At 50.7% G+C, this 17,802-nt stretch carries 15 protein-coding genes and 1 riboswitch; of the genes, 7 read left to right on the top strand and 8 right to left on the bottom strand.

The features are described from left to right. Positions 1-357, bottom strand: coding sequence for a hypothetical protein (locus KZ483_RS27965; RefSeq protein WP_220350742.1), 357 nt, complete (start codon positions 355-357; stop codon positions 1-3). Between the two features lie 313 nt (positions 358-670). After that, positions 671-2,794 carry a multicopper oxidase family protein gene (locus KZ483_RS27960; protein ID WP_220350741.1) on the bottom strand — a complete coding sequence of 708 codons (2,124 nt, stop codon included), beginning with the start codon at positions 2,792-2,794 and terminating at the stop codon, positions 671-673. Between the two features lie 243 nt (positions 2,795-3,037). Then, positions 3,038-3,191: riboswitch (cyclic di-AMP (ydaO/yuaA leader) on the top strand. 155 nt (positions 3,192-3,346) lie between these two features. Here KZ483_RS27960 and KZ483_RS27955 point away from each other — a divergent pair. Then, a complete protein-coding gene (locus KZ483_RS27955) occupies positions 3,347-5,179 on the top strand; it encodes an APC family permease (protein ID WP_220353740.1) in 1,833 nt (610 codons plus the stop codon). Here KZ483_RS27955 and KZ483_RS27950 read toward each other — a convergent pair. The 6 genes from KZ483_RS27950 to KZ483_RS27925 all read right to left on the bottom strand — a co-directional run bounded on the left by KZ483_RS27950 (position 5,176) and on the right by KZ483_RS27925 (position 10,729). Then, a complete protein-coding gene (locus tag KZ483_RS27950; RefSeq protein ID WP_220350740.1) occupies positions 5,176-5,397 on the bottom strand; it encodes a DUF418 domain-containing protein in 222 nt (73 codons plus the stop codon). The two genes, KZ483_RS27955 and KZ483_RS27950, sit on opposite strands and share 4 nt — an antisense overlap. A gap of 312 nt (positions 5,398-5,709) precedes the next feature. Continuing rightward, positions 5,710-6,126 (bottom strand): VOC family protein, encoded by a 417-nt coding sequence (locus tag KZ483_RS27945; RefSeq protein ID WP_220350739.1) that lies wholly within the window; start codon positions 6,124-6,126, stop codon positions 5,710-5,712. A 669-nt stretch (positions 6,127-6,795) separates the two neighbouring features. Then, positions 6,796-7,884 carry an NAD(P)H-dependent flavin oxidoreductase gene (locus tag KZ483_RS27940; RefSeq protein WP_220350738.1) on the bottom strand — a complete coding sequence of 363 codons (1,089 nt, stop codon included), beginning with the start codon at positions 7,882-7,884 and terminating at the stop codon, positions 6,796-6,798. A gap of 234 nt (positions 7,885-8,118) precedes the next feature. Continuing rightward, complete coding sequence (locus KZ483_RS27935; RefSeq protein ID WP_220350737.1) at positions 8,119-8,583, bottom strand: DinB family protein; 465 nt, start codon at positions 8,581-8,583, stop codon at positions 8,119-8,121. Between the two features lie 654 nt (positions 8,584-9,237). Then, on the bottom strand, positions 9,238-10,335 hold the full coding sequence (locus KZ483_RS27930; RefSeq protein WP_220350736.1) for a stalk domain-containing protein: 1,098 nt from the start codon (positions 10,333-10,335) through the stop codon (positions 9,238-9,240). A 193-nt stretch (positions 10,336-10,528) separates the two neighbouring features. Next, entirely contained in the window at positions 10,529-10,729 is a 201-nt protein-coding gene (locus KZ483_RS27925; protein ID WP_220350735.1) for a hypothetical protein, read from the bottom strand. A 259-nt stretch (positions 10,730-10,988) separates the two neighbouring features. On the opposite strand from KZ483_RS27925, the gene KZ483_RS27920 reads away from it, so the two are divergent. From KZ483_RS27920 to KZ483_RS27895, 6 genes are all read left to right on the top strand, one after another. Further along, positions 10,989-12,077, top strand: coding sequence for a serine hydrolase domain-containing protein (locus KZ483_RS27920; RefSeq protein WP_220350734.1), 1,089 nt, complete (start codon positions 10,989-10,991; stop codon positions 12,075-12,077). A 445-nt stretch (positions 12,078-12,522) separates the two neighbouring features. Next, a complete protein-coding gene (locus KZ483_RS27915) occupies positions 12,523-14,301 on the top strand; it encodes an RNA polymerase sigma factor (protein ID WP_220350733.1) in 1,779 nt (592 codons plus the stop codon). Next, a complete protein-coding gene (locus tag KZ483_RS27910; protein ID WP_220350732.1) occupies positions 14,302-15,435 on the top strand; it encodes an extracellular solute-binding protein in 1,134 nt (377 codons plus the stop codon). It begins immediately after the preceding gene. Between the two features lie 152 nt (positions 15,436-15,587). Further along, a complete protein-coding gene (locus KZ483_RS27905; protein ID WP_220353739.1) occupies positions 15,588-15,824 on the top strand; it encodes a DUF6953 family protein in 237 nt (78 codons plus the stop codon). Between the two features lie 46 nt (positions 15,825-15,870). Beyond that, positions 15,871-16,701 carry an AraC family transcriptional regulator gene (locus tag KZ483_RS27900; RefSeq protein ID WP_258881468.1) on the top strand — a complete coding sequence of 277 codons (831 nt, stop codon included), beginning with the start codon at positions 15,871-15,873 and terminating at the stop codon, positions 16,699-16,701. Positions 16,702-16,797: 96 nt separating this feature from the next. Continuing rightward, positions 16,798-17,787, top strand: a complete 990-nt coding sequence (locus tag KZ483_RS27895) for an aldo/keto reductase (RefSeq protein ID WP_220350730.1) — start codon at positions 16,798-16,800, stop codon at positions 17,785-17,787. The last annotated feature ends 15 nt before the right edge of the window (positions 17,788-17,802 follow it).

Here is a 17,802-nt window from a genome sequence, read left to right as displayed (position 1 = left end):
TTATGCCGGCGTTTTTCTTGTTCTGCCGCTTCGTACGAGCCAACGATGTGTGAAGAGCTCGGTGACCGCCAGAAGCGCCCCTATCAGGATTGCTCCAAAAAACGTGACCATCGCACCGGCGAACCAATTGGACACAAAATACACAATGAGCACCGATGCCGCAAAATCCAACCATGTGCTGGTCGATACTGTACCTTTCTTTAGAAGCCAGTATTCCATCATTGTACCGACTACGGCCAATATTAAACCTACAACGATGGGCTGATACAAAGCTGTATATCGAACGTTTGGTAAGATCCAGGCGGAAACAATTACGGCGATTGGACAAACGAAGATCTTTAATAATAAGCTTGTCAACGATAACCTCCCGTCTTTGCTTGAAGAAGCCAACAGTTATCTTAATGCATTTACATTATCTCTCCGGGCAGTTAATTTTATTAAAAAGCATGTAAACTCCACAGTTCTGGAAAGTCGCGTAGCTGGTCCGTTCGATGGAAGGACGGTAGTAACCATAACTATCGAGCGGCAAGCGATAAACGCTCCCCGCATCGAAGGACGGTCGTAACCGTAACTATCGAGCGGCAAGCGATAAACGCTCGCCGTTTCAGGCACCGCTTCGGCACAGGTACGCCGCCCGCCTCCATTGCAGGAGGCGGGCGGCCCTTTTCAATTATTCCGGATGATTGCCGGAGTCGCGTCCAATCTGGTAAGGCGTACTCACGCCTTCGTACATCAAATGCATCGTCATGCCAATGGCAGCATGCTGCAGATTGTGGCAGTGATCCATCCACAAGCCGGGATTGTCAGCGGCGAAGGCGACCTCATACCTGTCACCCGGCTGTACGTCGAGCGTATCCGACCACCAAGGCGAACCCGTGGCGTCTTTCCCATTGCGGGACAAGACCAGTACATGATGGCCGTGCAAATGCATCGGGTGATCTACAGCGCTCCGGTTAATAATCGTCGTCTTGATCAGCTCGCCTTCCTGCACCATAAGCGAAGGAGTGTTCGGGAAAACTTCACCGCCCAGCGTATATAGCATATCGAACTGTCCGTCGAAAAAACCGACCTTATTATCGATCACCATCGTAAATTCCTGGTCATACGTAGAGTCGGGCCCGAAGTGAACTCGCTCCGGACGCCCGTAATGGAGCGGATCAAATGTGGAAACGGGCTTGATTTCGGGAATGGCTCCTTCTCCGTTTGGGCTAAGGAGCATGCCTATCGAACCGCCGTGTCCGGCACTCAAGTATACCGGATGTTCAGGCATTACAAAGGTAAGATCATATCGGCCGCCGGTCGTAAGGACGAGGCGCGCATTTTCCAGCTCTCCTGGTTCATTCAATTCGGTTCCGTCAATAGCGGCTACACGAAACGGCGTACCGGCCAGGTCGTATATCTGACGCACCCAGTCGTCGGTATTGATCAAACGCATTCGGACCGGAGTGCCGGGTGCGACGTTCTTCTTCTGCACAGTATCAAAGCTGCCAATCGTCATGCTCGCCCCCTCCCAGTTGTGAGTGATAACGGTAATATCCTCGCTTTGATCGCCGTCCGAATCTGCAGGCTCCACGACCAGCGCTCCAAACAAACCTTTGCTCACCGCTTCCTTTGAATTCTGATGGGAGTGGTACCAGAAGGTGCCGACCTGCTCCGCACGAAACCGGTATGTGTGCGATTTCCCGGGCATGACGGCATCCTGAGTAAGACCCGCTACGCCGTCCTCGGCATTCGGCACGTCCAGACCATGCCAATGGATCGTTGCGCCATCCTCGATATCTTTGTTGACGAGCGTCACCTCTACCAGTTCCCCTTCTTTGAACCGAAGCTCCGGGCCTGGGATTTGACCATTATAGGTCCAAGCGTCGACCGCTTTGCCTGAGCTGAGCTTCACCGTTTTCCGCTCGGCGGTCAAGGTAATGCTGCGGTCGGGTTTACCATCGCGGGGCCCGGTAAGCGAGGCAACCGATAGCGCCGCAACTGCGGGTTCGTCTTCGGAATCAACGGGATGTCCTCCGTGCGCCGAATGCCCGGCATGTACCGATGGAGCCGCGCCGTTCCCGTAATCAACCGGTCCGCTCATCATATCAAGCGAATCCGGAAGGCGGCTGTTCTGCATCGCGAGAGTGAATGGAACCGCCGTAATGGCAGCCACGACGGTGAGTGTTGCCGTCCGGCGCAGCAGACGCTGCCACAACGGACGAAGAGCGATACGTACGCCGGCCTGTCTTAAAGCCTCAGAACGTCTGGCAAGAACGAACCAGCTCCATCCGCACAGAGTGAGAAAGATCAGAACCGGGATGCCGGCACCACCCCATTCGAACGGAAACGGCGGCCGGAAGTTGAAAAAGAACGCGGCCAGCCCGCCCCACATCGTCCATTTGAAAGGTGCGGCCAGCGCCGGATTGCTTGCGTGCAGTGTCCATTCGAAAGCTAACCAGTCTCCGGCTGCAGCGCTTGCCTCCAGACGTCGCAGCCGCTGCAGCTTGGGAATGGACAGAGCCCAGACCGCGATGACGGGAAAGATAATTAGCGGTAGGTGCAGCAGCAGCCGGTCGATCCAGAAAAGGGGCTCATAAGCAAGAGAGTAGGCCATGAATATATTCGCTCCCGCAGCAAGAGCGGCGGTTAATGTGACGTATACGGCCCAAGAAAGCAGCTTGCGCGGTCTGCGGCGTGCCGATTCGGCAGCGTCGATGAAAGAAAGGCGGGAAGCTTTTCTTCCCCCGATCCAGGCGAACAAAACCAGAAACAATAGCGAAATCATCTCTAAATTAAAGCTTAAGGTATACATAACCAATCCCCCTGATCGACATTTGCAAGTTTATTGTATCCGGGTTCGCAGGCAGGCGGCACCGTCAAGGGGTGTATCTTTCACCATCCTTAAGTCGGGTTTGCTGACTGGACCCGGGTCGAAGCATATATCTGCCAAGTTAATTTGTGCGGAATAGGGGGTAATAGGGATGGGCTGAGAATGTTCACCAATTGTTCTTTGCAATTGCTTTTTATGAGGAGTATGATTCATCTCATAAGTTGTATTGTTAAATCGCTGAATTCCTGATTGGAAGCGGGGGAACCATCGCGGGAAATTGCTTTTTCCTGCAGGGGTGAATCATGTGTCTTGCACATGTAAGGCGACTCTCACGCCCGAATCCGACAGCTAACCTCGTAAGCGTCAAGAGGGAGGTACCGGTATGCTTTTTTGCGCATGGTTGTTTGTTGATGTTTGAGGAAGCCGTGAGGAGGGATCATATTCCACGGTTATTTGCCGTCCCAATTCTTGAAAGTTTACGTGAATGCGAATCCTGCAGCTAGTCATGTTGTTAAGTTGTGGAGGTAAAAAGTGATGACAACCAACGCTTTAAGACGGCTTTTTCTCGGCCGACCGCTCAAATCAAGCGAGGCGGAAGCCGAAAAGATGCCGATGTGGAAGGCATTGCCGATATTATCTTCCGATGCCCTGTCGTCCGTCGCATATGGAACCGAGCAGATCCTTCTTGAACTCGCGACCGTCGGAGCATTCGCATTTTCCTTTTCTTTACCCGTCGCTCTGGCCATTATTCTATTAATCGGAACTTTAATCTTAAGCTACCGGCAGGTTATTGAGGCCTACCCTCAAGGGGGAGGCGCCTATATGGTGGCAAAAGAGAATCTGGGGATGACATGGGGGCGTTTAGCGGGTGTATCGCTGCTTATTGACTATACTTTAACCGTAGCCGTGTCGATATCCGCCGGAGTTCTGGCTCTTACCTCGGCCTACCCGGCTCTAGCGCCGGATGTGGTTCCGATAGGGATTATATTCATCTGGTTTATGGTATGGATGAACCTGCGGGGAACGTCGGAATCGGGGAGTGTCTTCGCCCTTCCCACTTATTTGTTCATCTTCTGCATGCTGTCGCTCGTCGGAAAAGGCTTGTTCGATTGGATTACCGGCGCAAGCGATATTAACCAGGCCGTTACGTTCCCGACCGCCATTCCAACAGGGTTGACATGGTTTGTATTGCTTAAAGCATTCTCGTCCGGCTGCTCGGCCGTAACGGGAATCGAAGCGATTTCCAATGCCGTGCCGCACTTTCGGACTCCTTCCGCGCAGAATGCGAAGCGGACAATGGTTACGCTCGGATTATTGCTCGCCGTCATTTTCGGCGGGGTAACCGTTGTTGCACTGGCCTATAACATCCAACCCGACCCTACGGGAACGAGTACCGTACTGTCGATGGTAGCGCAAACCGCATTTGGCCGCGGAGGAATGTATCTGCTTATTCAGCTTTCAACGATGCTGATTCTGATACTTGCCGCCAATACCAGCTTCAACGGATTTCCGATCCTGTCCTCGATCATGGCGCAGGATAAGAATTTTCCGCGCATGTTCAGCAACCGCGGAGACCGTCTGGCTTTCAATTACGGCATTATTACATTAGGGCTTCTGTCGACCGGCCTGATTATTATTTTCCAGGGGCAAACCGATCTGCTTATTCCTCTCTATGCCATCGGCGTGTTCTTGTCGTTTACCTTGTCCCAGGTCGGACTTGTATTGAAATGGTACAGGGAACGCAATCATAACTGGGTGAAGAAGCTGATCATTAACGGGTTCGGCGCTCTAGTCACCTTCGTCGTCGTTATCATCTTCAGTATAACGAAGTTCACGGAAGGCGCGTGGCTGGTCGTCATATTGACGCCCGTACTGCTCTATGTTATCACCAAAATAAGCAAGCACTACGAGAATGTAGCGAAGCAGCTGAAGCTGGACATGGACCAGCCCTTAGTGAAAAAAGAAACGGTCGTCATCATACCCGTTGCCGGCATTCATCAAGTTGTAGCATCCACCATCGCGTATGCCAAAACCCTGACGCCGAATATCGCAGCCTTCTATGTAGCTTTCTCCGAGGAGGAGGCCAAGAAGATGGAGGAGAAGTGGGAGCAGTGGGATCCGGGTGTACGGCTGGTCGTATTTGTCTCACGGTATCGCACGATATCCCGGCCGCTTCTTGAGTTTATTGACCGAATTGACAATCATTACGACAAGAATCATGTCATTACCGTGCTGCTCCCGCAATTTATCACTCATAAGTGGTGGCATAAGCTGCTGCATAACCAATCCGCTTTACGGATTCGTTCCCTGCTACTGGCCCGCAAGGATGTTGTCGTCGCCACTGTTCCGTTTCATTTACAAGACTAATGCCCAATAGGAAGGAAGAAGCCCAAGCGGATCCGCTTGGGCTTCTTTTCTCTACTAGCCATTCGGCCTAAGCTGCCAAGCGGCGTAAACAGCCGCTGAATCGGCTCATGCTGCATCAGCAGCGTCAGTGCCGTTACATAGAAGAAGCTGACCGAAATTCGGGCAATAAACTGCTGGTGGTAAACGATAAGCTCTTTGAAGAACTGAGGCGAGACCACGTCGCCTCTGATATCACGCGAGCAACACTTTATACGTTGCCGGACTCAGAAGGAGTCCCCGGCAGAACCGATCCGGAGACGGTTGCAGGGATGCAGTTGACTGATTGGAACAAAGAGATGCTAGAGCAAGGAAAAAGCGCAGGTTATCTGAGTTCCAGAGCGGAAAACTATTATAGCGCTAAGCAGTCGCGCGAGCGCGTTATATTAAATCAGTCACAGCATGATGCTGAAAGATCAAACGCCTCAAAAAACCCTCCCGACTTCTTGCTTGAAGGGAGGGTTTTTTGATTCTCATGTTCAAAGACGACCAGTTTAAACTTCAGGATAATCTCCCCAAAGCTCAATTGCATTTCCATCGGGGTCGTAAAACTTAAACGACAATCCTTGATAGTCGGTTAATTTACCAACCTTGATACCTTTATCTTTGAATTGTTGGTAAAGTGAGGGAATATCATCGGACACAGTAAACCCATATGTCGCTTGAACACCATTTGAGTAATTCATATGCGATGTAACTCTGCCTTCGTCGTTTGGAATTAAGAATATTCTCACTCCTGTTTCCGTTCTTAATTCCAGACAAATAGGGTCTTCTACAGCTAGTGTAAAGCCCAGATGTTCCGAGAACCACTCCGCTGACTGTTGAAGATTGCTTACGGGTATGTATTGATAGCTCATGTTAATTTGCACAGATATCGCCTCCGCATTGTTGGCATTTTCAGGCTTTCCCATAACCCAAACTGTCTTACAGTTTGTACATTTCGAACTTAATCTCAAAAGGCGAGCTCCGTTAGCTCAGCAGCGAATTCTTTCAAGATAGAAAAGTCTGAAATCAGGGGTAATCAAACGTTCTTTAAAAGCTTTATATCCTAATTTTTCATATATGGCGATATTCTTTGCACTTTTACTACCAGTAACAATTCATAACGGGCTTTCGGAAAATTCCCTTCAATTGCATTCATTAACATTTTGCCTATTCCTTTATTTGCTGCTTTTGATTAACCATGAGCTTGCCTATGTAGCATGTACCGTCTGCGTAATTCGCCCTTACGGAACCAATGATAGCGTCGCCAACCACAGCTTTAAGTATAGTGTGATCTTCAAACTGTTTTTGTAGCTGTTCGAGTGTTTGGCTCAACTTATCCTTTCTCGTCTACCGAAGTTGTTGTCACTTTCTATCAGGACTATCGTTACCCGTTAGCATTCCTGTACAGCGGGAAATTTCCGCTTTGTAAAAAAAACGAGCGCCTCGGTGCGATGGGAGTACGCAACGGGTCATAGCCCTTAAAATCCCATCTAGGAGGACGCTCTACTATGAAGTTTAAATCGCAGGCTAGACAAAATCAACTGATAGAAAAAAATACCTCTAAGCATTCGGTCGACAAGATCAACATCGGCTACTCAGTCCTCTACAACATCAAGGCTGCTAAAGCTTTTAACAAGAACAAAAGCCTGTTCTATGGTCTGTTGCACGATATCAGCAGCAGCGTGATCTTTGGCTAACCTAAGACCCTGTCCCGCCCAGAGCGACATATACTCCGGGTTATTCGCTTTGGCTGCCGCCTGGCGAATGTCTCTCGTCATTACGTTCTGAATCGGGTAGGCGGGAATGGTTCCCGGATAAAGACGCATGTCGTTCATGAAATTCGTGAGAATGCCACGCGCGGCTTTGCCCGAATATGCATTCGTGATTTCGGTGGAGTCTTCGTTTGACGCAATGATTTTCCGTTTATGCGCTTCATGGGCACCGCTCTCAGGGCTCGCCAAAAAAGCAGTGCCCATCTGTACTGCAGAAGCCCCTAATGCGAGGCTCGCAATAAGCCCACGTCCATCCATGATGCCGCCCGATGCGACAACCGGGACCGAAACATGATCTACAATTTGAGGAACGAGAGCCATAGTACCGATGAGTGCGTCGGTAGTGCTTTTTAAGAACGTTCCACGGTGTCCTCCTGCTTCGCTTCCCTGAGCCACAATCGCATCTACTCCGGCGGCTTGCAGCTGTCTGGCTTCCTCGACCGTCGTTGCCGTGCCAATGACGACGGTCCCAAGCTGTTTCATGGCTTGTATTACGTCCAGAGGCGGTATACCGAAGGTGAAACTAAATACCGGGACATTTTCTTCCAGCAATATTTGCACCTGCTCCTCGAACGACTCTGTAAACTTCGGGATCGATGGGTCTGGAGCAATGCTTAGCTCCGCACGATATTTATTAAGATAGTCGTTCATACCGGCGATTGTTTCTTCCGATGTACTCGATTGCTCGGGTACGAATAAATTCACGCCAAACGGACGATCTGTTCGTTGTCTGATCTCCCGGATTGCGCTGCGGATTTGTTCCGGATTTAAGTAACCTGCCCCCAGGCTTCCCAGCCCCCCGGCGTTTGAAACTGAAGCCACTAAGTCTGGAGTCGTGGGGCCGCCTGCCATCGGTGCTTGAATAATCGGATATTTAATTTTCAGCTTGCGTGTTAATTCTGTTTCCATCATCTTCAATCCTCCTGTTTACCTACTCTATCGACGTGTAGTCAGGACCTAGTTTAGGTTTAGCAGCTTATCGATGTGTTCACAAAAATCAAGGGATTAAGGTGCGTTGATTAGAAATCATTATTAGCGAAATCTGCACGTTAGCGGTCGATGCTTCATTTGCGATGCCATTTCGGAAAGGATTCGTTATCTTGGGCCAGCCATGGTTGCCTATGGGATTGACCCAATCGTTTGGTTTCAATCATTATTTCGATCTTTCCCAACTATCCATCTGTTACGTTTAACACCAGAATTCCTCAATCTTTCAACAAGTTGTCCTGTATGATGCTGGGCATGTCTTATCATATGTAAGTATAATTCCATTCTGTTAAAGGGTAACCAATCAAACCCTGAATCCGCATTTAAATCATCTTGAGTTATTTGATTTGGTGCCTCTGCCTTAATCTTTTCAAGATACTCCATAAGTTCTACCTTTGTATAGCTGTGTTCAATCTTCGGTGTATAGTGTGGGGGCCATGGAACTGGTCCCATAAATTGATATTCGTTTCTGGCTTTTTCCCAAGGTTTAAACATGTTTACTGCAGGACTCAGGTAAAGATCTGTAAAGAATAATGTGTGATAAACAATATGCCAATACTTGTTCTCGTACTCTTGATCATCCCACAAGCTATCTGGGCAATTCTTGATTGCGTCTTGAAGCATAGTTAAGGACGCTAGTTATTGCCTTCCTCATAGAGAGCCCTCACTTTCCGTTTTCAATTCCACATAATTTTACCACAAAAAAGTTGAGCGTTACGCTGGTCTGCCCGTTGAACGTAGTGAAGCTGCCTATCGATCCCGCGGCAGCTTCATTGAGCTCTCGTTTCCGTTAACTCCACGTTTCCCTTTAGAATAGTGAGACCCTGGCTTGAGCAAGAAAGCATTTAAGGACTCGATAATCTGCGGGTTGAGTGATGGAGTAAACCAACCCCTTTTTCTGTTCTTAATTAATTTGTGATTCATAGCTGGCCTGTGCTGGTGGCTCACTTTTCAGCCATGCAAGAATTAAGTCCGCAGCCTAGCTTTTAATAAATCGGCTGTTGATGAATGGGATTTCACTCGCGAGAAATATGCCACATACGCAAACCTCGCTCTTTTTTATCTGGCCACTTCGGAAATAGGAAGCGCTAAATCTACCTCTACCGGTGTGAGCATCCTTTCCTATCAACCGGAGAAAACAAACTAAATCCTATTGCAATGAGAGTGGCACTGAAGAAGCCTCCAAAACCACTGTGAAAGCTGGAGCTGGAGGCTTCATTTTATTATCAGCGCTGTGCAGCAGGGCACAGGTATTTACCAAAACTGCCACCTTGCAATCTACGATATCGGAATCGTGAATTCCACAATACCTTCGGCCGTTGGCGTATTATCCATATATATAACAACAGAATTTCCGCGAAGGAAGAACTTCTGATCGGCTTGAATTGTTTTGAACGGAGCATCAAGAATAAAGCTCTTTTCCTTAATTTGCTTCTTGATTCCGGCATTGATGATCTGGATATAGTCAGGTTTGCCGCCGAACGCTTCTTTAAGGGTCAGCTCTTTGCCCGTACCAAGGTCGAACGTGTGCGAATCGGCCGTATACGAGCCGTGTGCTCCCCCGCCATCGGAATATATTTTGGTGTAAAGACTCAACTTGTTATTACGGTTGTACGTAACCCAAACGTTCACTTCGTACTTGGCGTATGCTTTGCTCCCTGATTCGGATATCAATTTACGGCCTTCCTTTACATACCGTTCACTGTCGGCCTTAAGAATTGCGTTGATTTTCGCTTGAACGTCCGCATTCTTAAGGTCTTCCAGCTTGGCATATTGAACGGAGAGAAGGGAGTTGCCTTTACTCTCCTTAACGATTTCCTTCACGATCTTCAAGTGATTTTCAGCAGCGGGGTTAACCGTTATTACTTTCGACTTCGCATCGAAACCGGTGGTGAATCCAGTTTCATCCAGCAGAAAACGAAGCGGTAAATAGGTTGCGCTCTTAATAATCATTGGCGCCTTCCCGTTAACTCGAAGACCGTCGACCATATAATCGCTGCTTTTATTTTTCATTTCGATCGATTTCCCTGATTTGCTCACCGTTATATTCCCCGTCTTCGAGTCCCACTTCGTCGTCATACCCAAATGACCGCTTAAAAAGCGCAATCCAACGAACGTTTCACCGTCGATATAACCGGTAGGGACATTGAGCGTTTTGCCGTCTACGATAATCTTCATTGTTTTTAATTGAAGCTGCTGTTTCACGATGTGTGTTGTGTGAACGGCTGCTGCTGCAGCCGTGCCCGGAACGGATGCGGCTCCAAGGAGCAGGGCAGCCGCCAGAGGCGCTGACAGTAAAGCATGTTTGATGCGCTGCTTCGAATGTTTCTGGCTATTACTGTTTTCCATGTAATGGGTAACTTGTTTGTTTTCCATATTATTTTAGCCTCCTAATCGTTTAATAAGGTCATTGTAGACCGAATGAATGATTAGAAGGTTACAAAATAGTTAAAAGAAACGGTTATCCCGATATTTTAGTTCTTTAGTTACATATGAAGAATAATCGGGGTGGTATCCCCGGTTCCAGCCACTTTCATGATACGGAAGGATTCATTTTCGTGAGGTCCGTTTAACCTAGCCTGCCGGGAGTGCGTTTAACCTCGAAGCCTGCCGGGTCGTTGTAGCTGGGCAAGGTGTTTTCGTAATTAGTCGGCACTTGATCATCTGCTGCTTCGGAAGGCGAGCTATTAGCCGTAGTCTCCGGCAGTTCCCAACTTGCTTTCTCGCCTCGCTTCTTTTCTTCAATCACTTTGTCTTCGGATTGGGACATATCGTTAACCTCCTCGGGTCGATGTACGGATGTATTTTCACTCGTATTGTATCTATTCCGATTGGAACTTATACTTGCAGCAGTCCGTATGACGACCTCGTTAGCTTAGACGTAAATCTGTTAATATTCATAAATGATAGCGTTTGTTTACCGGGTATCCGTAAGTACGGCGGGGGTCTAAATGTCCAAACTAATATATTTCCAATTCTATTAACTTCCTATAAAATGGATAAGAAACCATCGTAAAAGGGGGATTTCCGTGTCATTCCATTACGGTCAACCGGAAGAAGTCGGCATGTCTTCGAATCGGCTTCAAATCGTCGAACGAACGGCCGAGCGGCTGCTCAGGGAAGGTATTTCACCGGCGCAGGTCATTGCCGCCGCGCGCAGAGGAACAATGGTCCTTCACAAAGCTTATGGAGTATCGGGCCCGGAAGCCGAAGCGCCTCCGCTCACGCTTGAATCATTATTCCCCATTTGCTCTATCACCAAGGTATTTACAGCCGCTTGCATTATGATGCTTGTCGAGGACGGCCTGGTCGGTCTGAATCGTCCGGTATGCGATTACATACCCGAATTTACCGGTGACGGTAAGCGGGAGATCCGCATCCATCACCTGCTAACCCATACCTCAGGGCTTACTAACGAAAGCACACATGAGCATGTAGAACGCAAAAGGGCACTGATGCCCGGTTTAAGCGATGATAAACGTTCCGATGCCGATTTCATGCAGCTTAGTTATGATTCCCCTATCTGCCGTCCGCCGGGTCAGGCCATGGCCTATTGCGGGTATGGCTTTGAACTCCTCGGCGAAGTCATTTCCCGGACCAGCGGCATGACGTATACCGAATTTGCCCGGACGCGGCTGTTCGAGCCGCTCGGTATGGACAGCACTTATTTCATCGTTCCGTCGTCGGAGCGTTATCGTCTTGTGCGGCGGCCATCCGATGCACCATGCGCGGAATGGCTTGCGAATGAATCGTTCCTTCAATCAGAATCCCCCGCAGGAGGCGCAATCTCGACCGCGCTGGATTTGGCGAAGTTCGGACAGCTCTTTCTGAATCGCGGTGAATATAATAGAAGCCGGCTGCTTGGTCCGGCTGCCGTGAGCGAGATGGTGAAGAACCAGATTCCGGGTATTTCTTCTTCGTATCGGGATGAATATTTTCCGGAAGCTTACTGGGGTTATGGTTGGTCGATTAACGGTGACAAGCGAGACGGAGGTGACCTGTTCAGCCCTTCCGCCTTCTCGCATTGGGGGGCGGCAGGACCATTTCTGTGCGTTGATCCGGTCTATGAGACCGTACATGTCTATATGAATCGAGCTCAACCACGACAGACCTTTTAAAAATATGTACGCCGACCTTATCAACAACGCCATTCTGGCGGCGATAACGGAACACTGACGCACGGAGCGACAAGAACATCCCGACCCTCACTGATGAGAGGAACGGGATGTGCGTTCGAGCCAGGGCGAGGAGTATTTGCCGGGTTAACTCGGAGGAGCTCCCTAGCCAAGTGTTGTGCGGGGAGAGCATTGGCCGTGCTCTCCTTTTTCTATTGCAAGCCTGGCATAACCCATGTTAGACGTTTAAGAGTATTGCCCTGCTTGCAGCTTGCGCCTTGTTACGGCCATTCAGAATAACAACACACGATTTAAAATGATATTAAATGCCAGATATTCAAACTTTCCTGTAAAAAGTTGTTCAAAGAATAGCTGCGGATGGCATCCAGTCTATTGGAAGGCCGAAAAGAGCAGAACTCAGGCGCTGTGGAAGGATGGGTGAGTAGGTGTGGAAGGATCAGGGCAAGCGAATGTCGTTGCGATGCCGGGTCAGGAGGAACGGAGCCTGCGGGACCGCGAGCTCGCGGAACGGGCGAAGCTTGGAGACACCGAAGCGTTCGGAGAGCTGATTCATTCGCACAGAGCCCGCGCCCGGCGCTGGGCGGAAAATTTGACGCGCGACCCCCATCTGGCCGACGACGTTGTCCAGGAAGCTCTCGTCAAGGCGTTTCTCCATGTCGGTTCGCTGGCGAATACAAGCCGGTTCCTGCCTTGGCTGCACCGGATTGTGCAGAATCAGGCAAATATGAAGCTGCGCCGCGGAGGTCCGTTCCGGCGGGAGCGTCCGATTGGCGGATGGGGGGAGCGGGACTTTGAAGGTTCCGGTAATGTGGATTGGGAGAACCTGGACAGCATTTTGACCCATCTGACCAAGGCGGCCGCAATGTCGGCGGCTCATGAGACCGACCCGGCGGAGCTGCTGATACGGAAGGAGCTGTACGAGACGATCCATGCTCTGCTGCACTGCCTGAACCGCAAGGAGCGGGGGATATTCGAGGCGCATTTCTTTCGGCAGCTGACACCGGATGAGATTGCCGCCCTGTACCACACGACCACAGGGTCCGTCTATACCTACCTCCACCGGTCCCGGCGCAAGCTTCGCAAAGCTCACGTCCGCGTCCTGCTTGGTCTTCCAAGCGAGAAAGGAGGAGCGGGAATGAATCAGGCGAGAATGGTTACCATGCCCGAGTGGCCGCCGGCGAAGGCAGCTTTGACCACCTTCGTCGATCGAATCGGCCACATGCTTGCAGCGATCGGCGATGAAAGACCGATGAGTGAATTAATGGGACTGTCGGGATTTGCCTTTCGTTTGAAGATCTCCAACCGGACGACATTCGCAGATGGCATCTTCATCTTTGACTGGCGGGAAACCCTTCGTACGTTCATGGAGGAGCTCGGTTATGAGGTTACCATGATCTGCGGCCAGCTCTCCGAAGCGCCGGTCCCGCTGCTAGCCGCGGCGGAGCGTTTTCCCGTCGTACTGCCGATCGAGGAAGCGGTGCTCCCATTCATCCGCAGGTATGTGGAGCTGGGAAAGCCCGTGCTGTATTTCGATACGCTCGCGACGCAGCCGCATGTCCACGAATGGGCGCTCATCTACGGCTATGACGATGTGAAGAGAGAGGTCTATGTAACTGACCTCATGCGCCCGGAGGGGAAGACGCTGTCCTATGATGACCTTGTGGAGAACCCGCTGCGCTTTATGGCGGGAATCGACGGCGGGAAAGACAACGGGCTTGCGTACAAGAAGCCGCGAGAGGTGGAGACGGCGCTTCGGCAGCTGCGCTTCGCCGTGAAGTATGCCCGTACGGGCTGCGATTATAAGCCCATGACCGTCTATTTGTCTTATACCTCGGGACTCGCCGCATATGACCGCTGGATCGGATTCATGAACAACCCCTCTGTTCTCCCGAACAGGTACGGAATGGGGCATTTGGCTGCCGTATATGCCGAAGCGAGGCGGTATGCGGCGGAATACTTGAGGACGGTACCGCTGAAAGGAGAACCGATGCGTCTGGTGCTGCTTGCTGCGGAAGCGTATTTGCAGGCGGCGGAAGCGCTGCAAACGCTAAGCCAAAAAGTGCCCTTCATCAGGAGTTCCACAGCACTTCCTCCGGAGACTCTCGCCGAGTGTGCGCTGCTTCTGGAGAAGGCCAAAGAGTTCGAAACAGCCGGAGTCGGCTATTTGGAAAATGCGTTAAACTTATGGGACCAGGAGGAGAAATAAATGAGTAAAACACAATTGCGGTATTTGACTCAATTCGAGCATACGGGTCATCTCATGAAGGCGAAAGAGACCTTCGAAGCGGCGCATCCGGACGTGGAAATCGTCGTTGAGCAGGCGGCCGATAATTTTGAATCGATGCGGGTATTCCAAACGGAACCGCCGGACATTATGGATTCGGGCGGCTGGTGGTTGTTTAATCAGAAAGGCGTGTTCATCGATTTATTGCCGCTTGTAAAGGAGACCCCGGGATTGGAAGCCGATTTGAACCCTGGCGTTATGCGTGTGGCGACCAAGGACGGTACGCTTCCGGGGCTGCCGGTCGACGTGTCGGTGCCTCTAATTCTGTACAAGAAGCAGATGCTGGATGAGGCAGGCATTCCCTATCCGACGGAAGATTGGACATGGGATGACATGATGGCCATGGCACGCAAGCTGACGCTTCGTAACGAAGCCGGTGTCGCAACGCAGTTTGGCTTTGCCACCGGGCCGGATATCGAGAATTACGAGCCATTCATTATGCGGAACGGCGGGCGTTATTTATCACCGGACGGTTCGACGGCGCGGGGGTACATCGACAGCGGCGAAACTGTTGAGGCGTTTCGAAAGGTGATCGAGATGTACCGTGAGCATCAAGTGACACGGAAGCCGGGAGAGCCCTCGGAAGCCGGCGATCTGCATCAGGGCTTTGCGCTGGTGTTTGGTTTTACGTGGTTTACCGGCGGATTGGAAGCGAATGGACTCGGCGACCAGTATGGCGTCGTCGGGCTGCCAGGCATGCCGGGCGGTGAAGAGGCCAACATGATCTATATGGGGGCCAGCGGCGTTACGACGAAGGCGAAGCATCCCGAGCTTGCGTGGGCGTTTCTGAGGCACTTCATACTGGATCAGCCGGAGAGCTTCAGGCAGCCCAGAACGCTGCCGATTACCCGCACGCTGGCGGAACAAAGCGGCATGAGCGGGCACCGCCTGTGGAAGCGCTATTTGAAGGAGCTTGATTCCGTGCAGGCGAGCGGCTTCTACATCAGCGAGAAGTGGAACACCTCCCGCCAGTTAATCAACGAAGATATACATAAGATGATTGTGGACGGAGCGGACGTGCGGCAAACGTTGAAGTCGTGGACAAGGTTTGCGTAAGAGACCGCTCTAAGTGATCAAAGTTACTCAATAATCAAGAAGACAGCCCTGGCCCATGAGGTCAGGGCTTGTGTTTGCAATGGCGTATGTTAACATTTAAATGATACAGAGCGGGGGCATTCCGCCCAGTTCAATAACAGGAGTGATTATAAATCGATATTTCAGCACAGGAAGTAGCCGAGTGGATGTTGAATGAATTGAAATCGACGGGCATTTTATATCAAAGCGATGCTGTTCGGTACATCAAGAGTAATTACGGAGAAGCATTCGTCTATGTAAATGATAATGGCAATGAATCAATCTCCAAAGAAGTTAAGAAAGCATTCAAAAAGCTTCACGGCGGGAAAGCGGCATGGGAGAGGGATGGCTTCTTCTGGGGCTGGACATGAGCCTCGGAGATGCATCGCAGTAGAGTAGATGGGGAGGGGAAACGACGTGGCTATTTTCAAATATAACACGGAAAGGCCGTTACGGGATGACCCGGACTTGTATCTGCAGTACTGGGGTAAGGAGGATTGCGTTCCAGGCCATGCTGTAGGGCCGGGCGTACGCGATTTGTATAAGGTGCATTTTATCCACAAAGGCAGAGGTATTCTGCGTATCGGGGAGCGGACATATTCGTTGTCTCCCGGACAAGCCTTTCTCATCTACCCTCATGTCGTCACTTACTATGAAGCGGACGGGGAACACCCGTGGACTTATTCCTGGATCGCTTTCTACGGTACCGAGGTTGCGGCGGCGCTGTCCCGGACGAGGCTCTCACCCGAGAATCCGGTCTTCCCGATGGATTTGAAGGCAATGCCGGGCACGTACGATCAATTAACGGAAGCGCTGGATCGCAAAGGCAATCGGGATTTCCGTTTCAAAGCGATTATGTATGATTTTCTATGCGCTTTAGTGGAAGCGGTTCCGGCATCTGAGAACGGGCGATTAAGCCCCAAGAAGCCGGACATGTATGTACACCAATGCATGGAATATTTCCACGCCCATTACAGCGAAAATATTTCGGTACGGCAGTTGGCCGCTTCCCTCGGACTCGACCGCAAGTATTTATCGGCGATATTCAAAGAAGCTTTATCCGTCCCGCCCCAGCAGTATCTCCTGAATTACCGGATGGAGAAGGCTTCCGAGCTTCTTGCGAAGGGCTGCTATACCGTGGGGGAAGTGGCGCGGTCCGTCGGTTATCAGGACGCTTTGCTCTTCTCGCGGATGTTTAAGAAGGTTAAAGGTATATCCCCTAAACATTTCTCGGCAGAACTCCGATAATAACGACATTATTCCATAAATATCATCCTTATTGATATGGGCTTGTCTTAATCCCTCCGTTACAATGAATATATAAATCAAGAGGAGGAATTAGAAATGCCTTATACTGCAAGCTCAGAAAGATATGACAATATGATATATAATCGCTGTGGCAAGAGCGGGTTGAAGCTGCCTGCGATTTCCCTCGGCCTGTGGCATAATTTTGGAGGCGGCGACGTTCTTGAGAATGGCAGAGCGATGCTGAGGAGAGCGTTCGACCTTGGCATTACCCATTTTGACCTGGCTAACAATTACGGTCCGCCCGCCGGTTCGGCGGAAGAAACCTTCGCGAAAATCATGAAGGATGACTTCACACCCTATCGCGATGAAATGATCATCTCCACCAAAGCCGGTTATTACATGTGGCCGGGACCTTACGGGGAATGGGGCTCGAGGAAGAACTTGATCGCCAGTCTGGATCAAAGCCTGAAACGGCTTCAGCTTGATTATGTGGATATTTATTATCATCACCGCCCGGATCCGAACACGCCGCTGGAGGAAACGATGGCCGCACTTGATCTCATCGTACGTCAAGGGAAGGCGCTATATGTCGGCATTTCCAATTACCGTCCGGAAGAAACCCGCGAGGCGTCCCGCATCCTGAAGCAGCTCGGAACGCCATGCCTGATCCATCAGCCGAACTATTCGATGATGTCGCGTTGGATCGAGGACGGACTGCAGGATGTTCTGGATGAGGAAGGGATCGGCTCGATTGTCTTCTCGCCTTTGAATAAAGGAATTTTGACGGACCGCTATTTAAATGGCATTACGCCGGATTCGCGCGCTGCCGGCCCAAGTGTATTCCTCCGTCCCGAGGAAATTAACGAGGAGAAGCTGTCCAAGGTGCGGCAGCTGAACGAGCTTGCACTGCAGCGGGGGCAGAAGCTGTCCCAGATGGCTTTGGCATGGGTGCTGCGTCGCGGCAGAGTCACTTCCGCATTGATCGGGGCGAGCAAAGTAAGTCAGATCGACGATGCGGTGGGTGCTCTGAATATGCTGGAGTTCACCGACGAAGAACTGCGCCGGATCGATGCCATCCTGAAGTAGAGCGGAGAAGAAGGA

Source organism: Paenibacillus sp. sptzw28, assembly GCF_019550795.1.
Lineage (GTDB): Bacteria > Bacillota > Bacilli > Paenibacillales > Paenibacillaceae > Paenibacillus_Z.
Note: the sequence above shows the minus strand (reverse complement) of the source record. Positions and strands in the feature narration are given on the sequence as shown.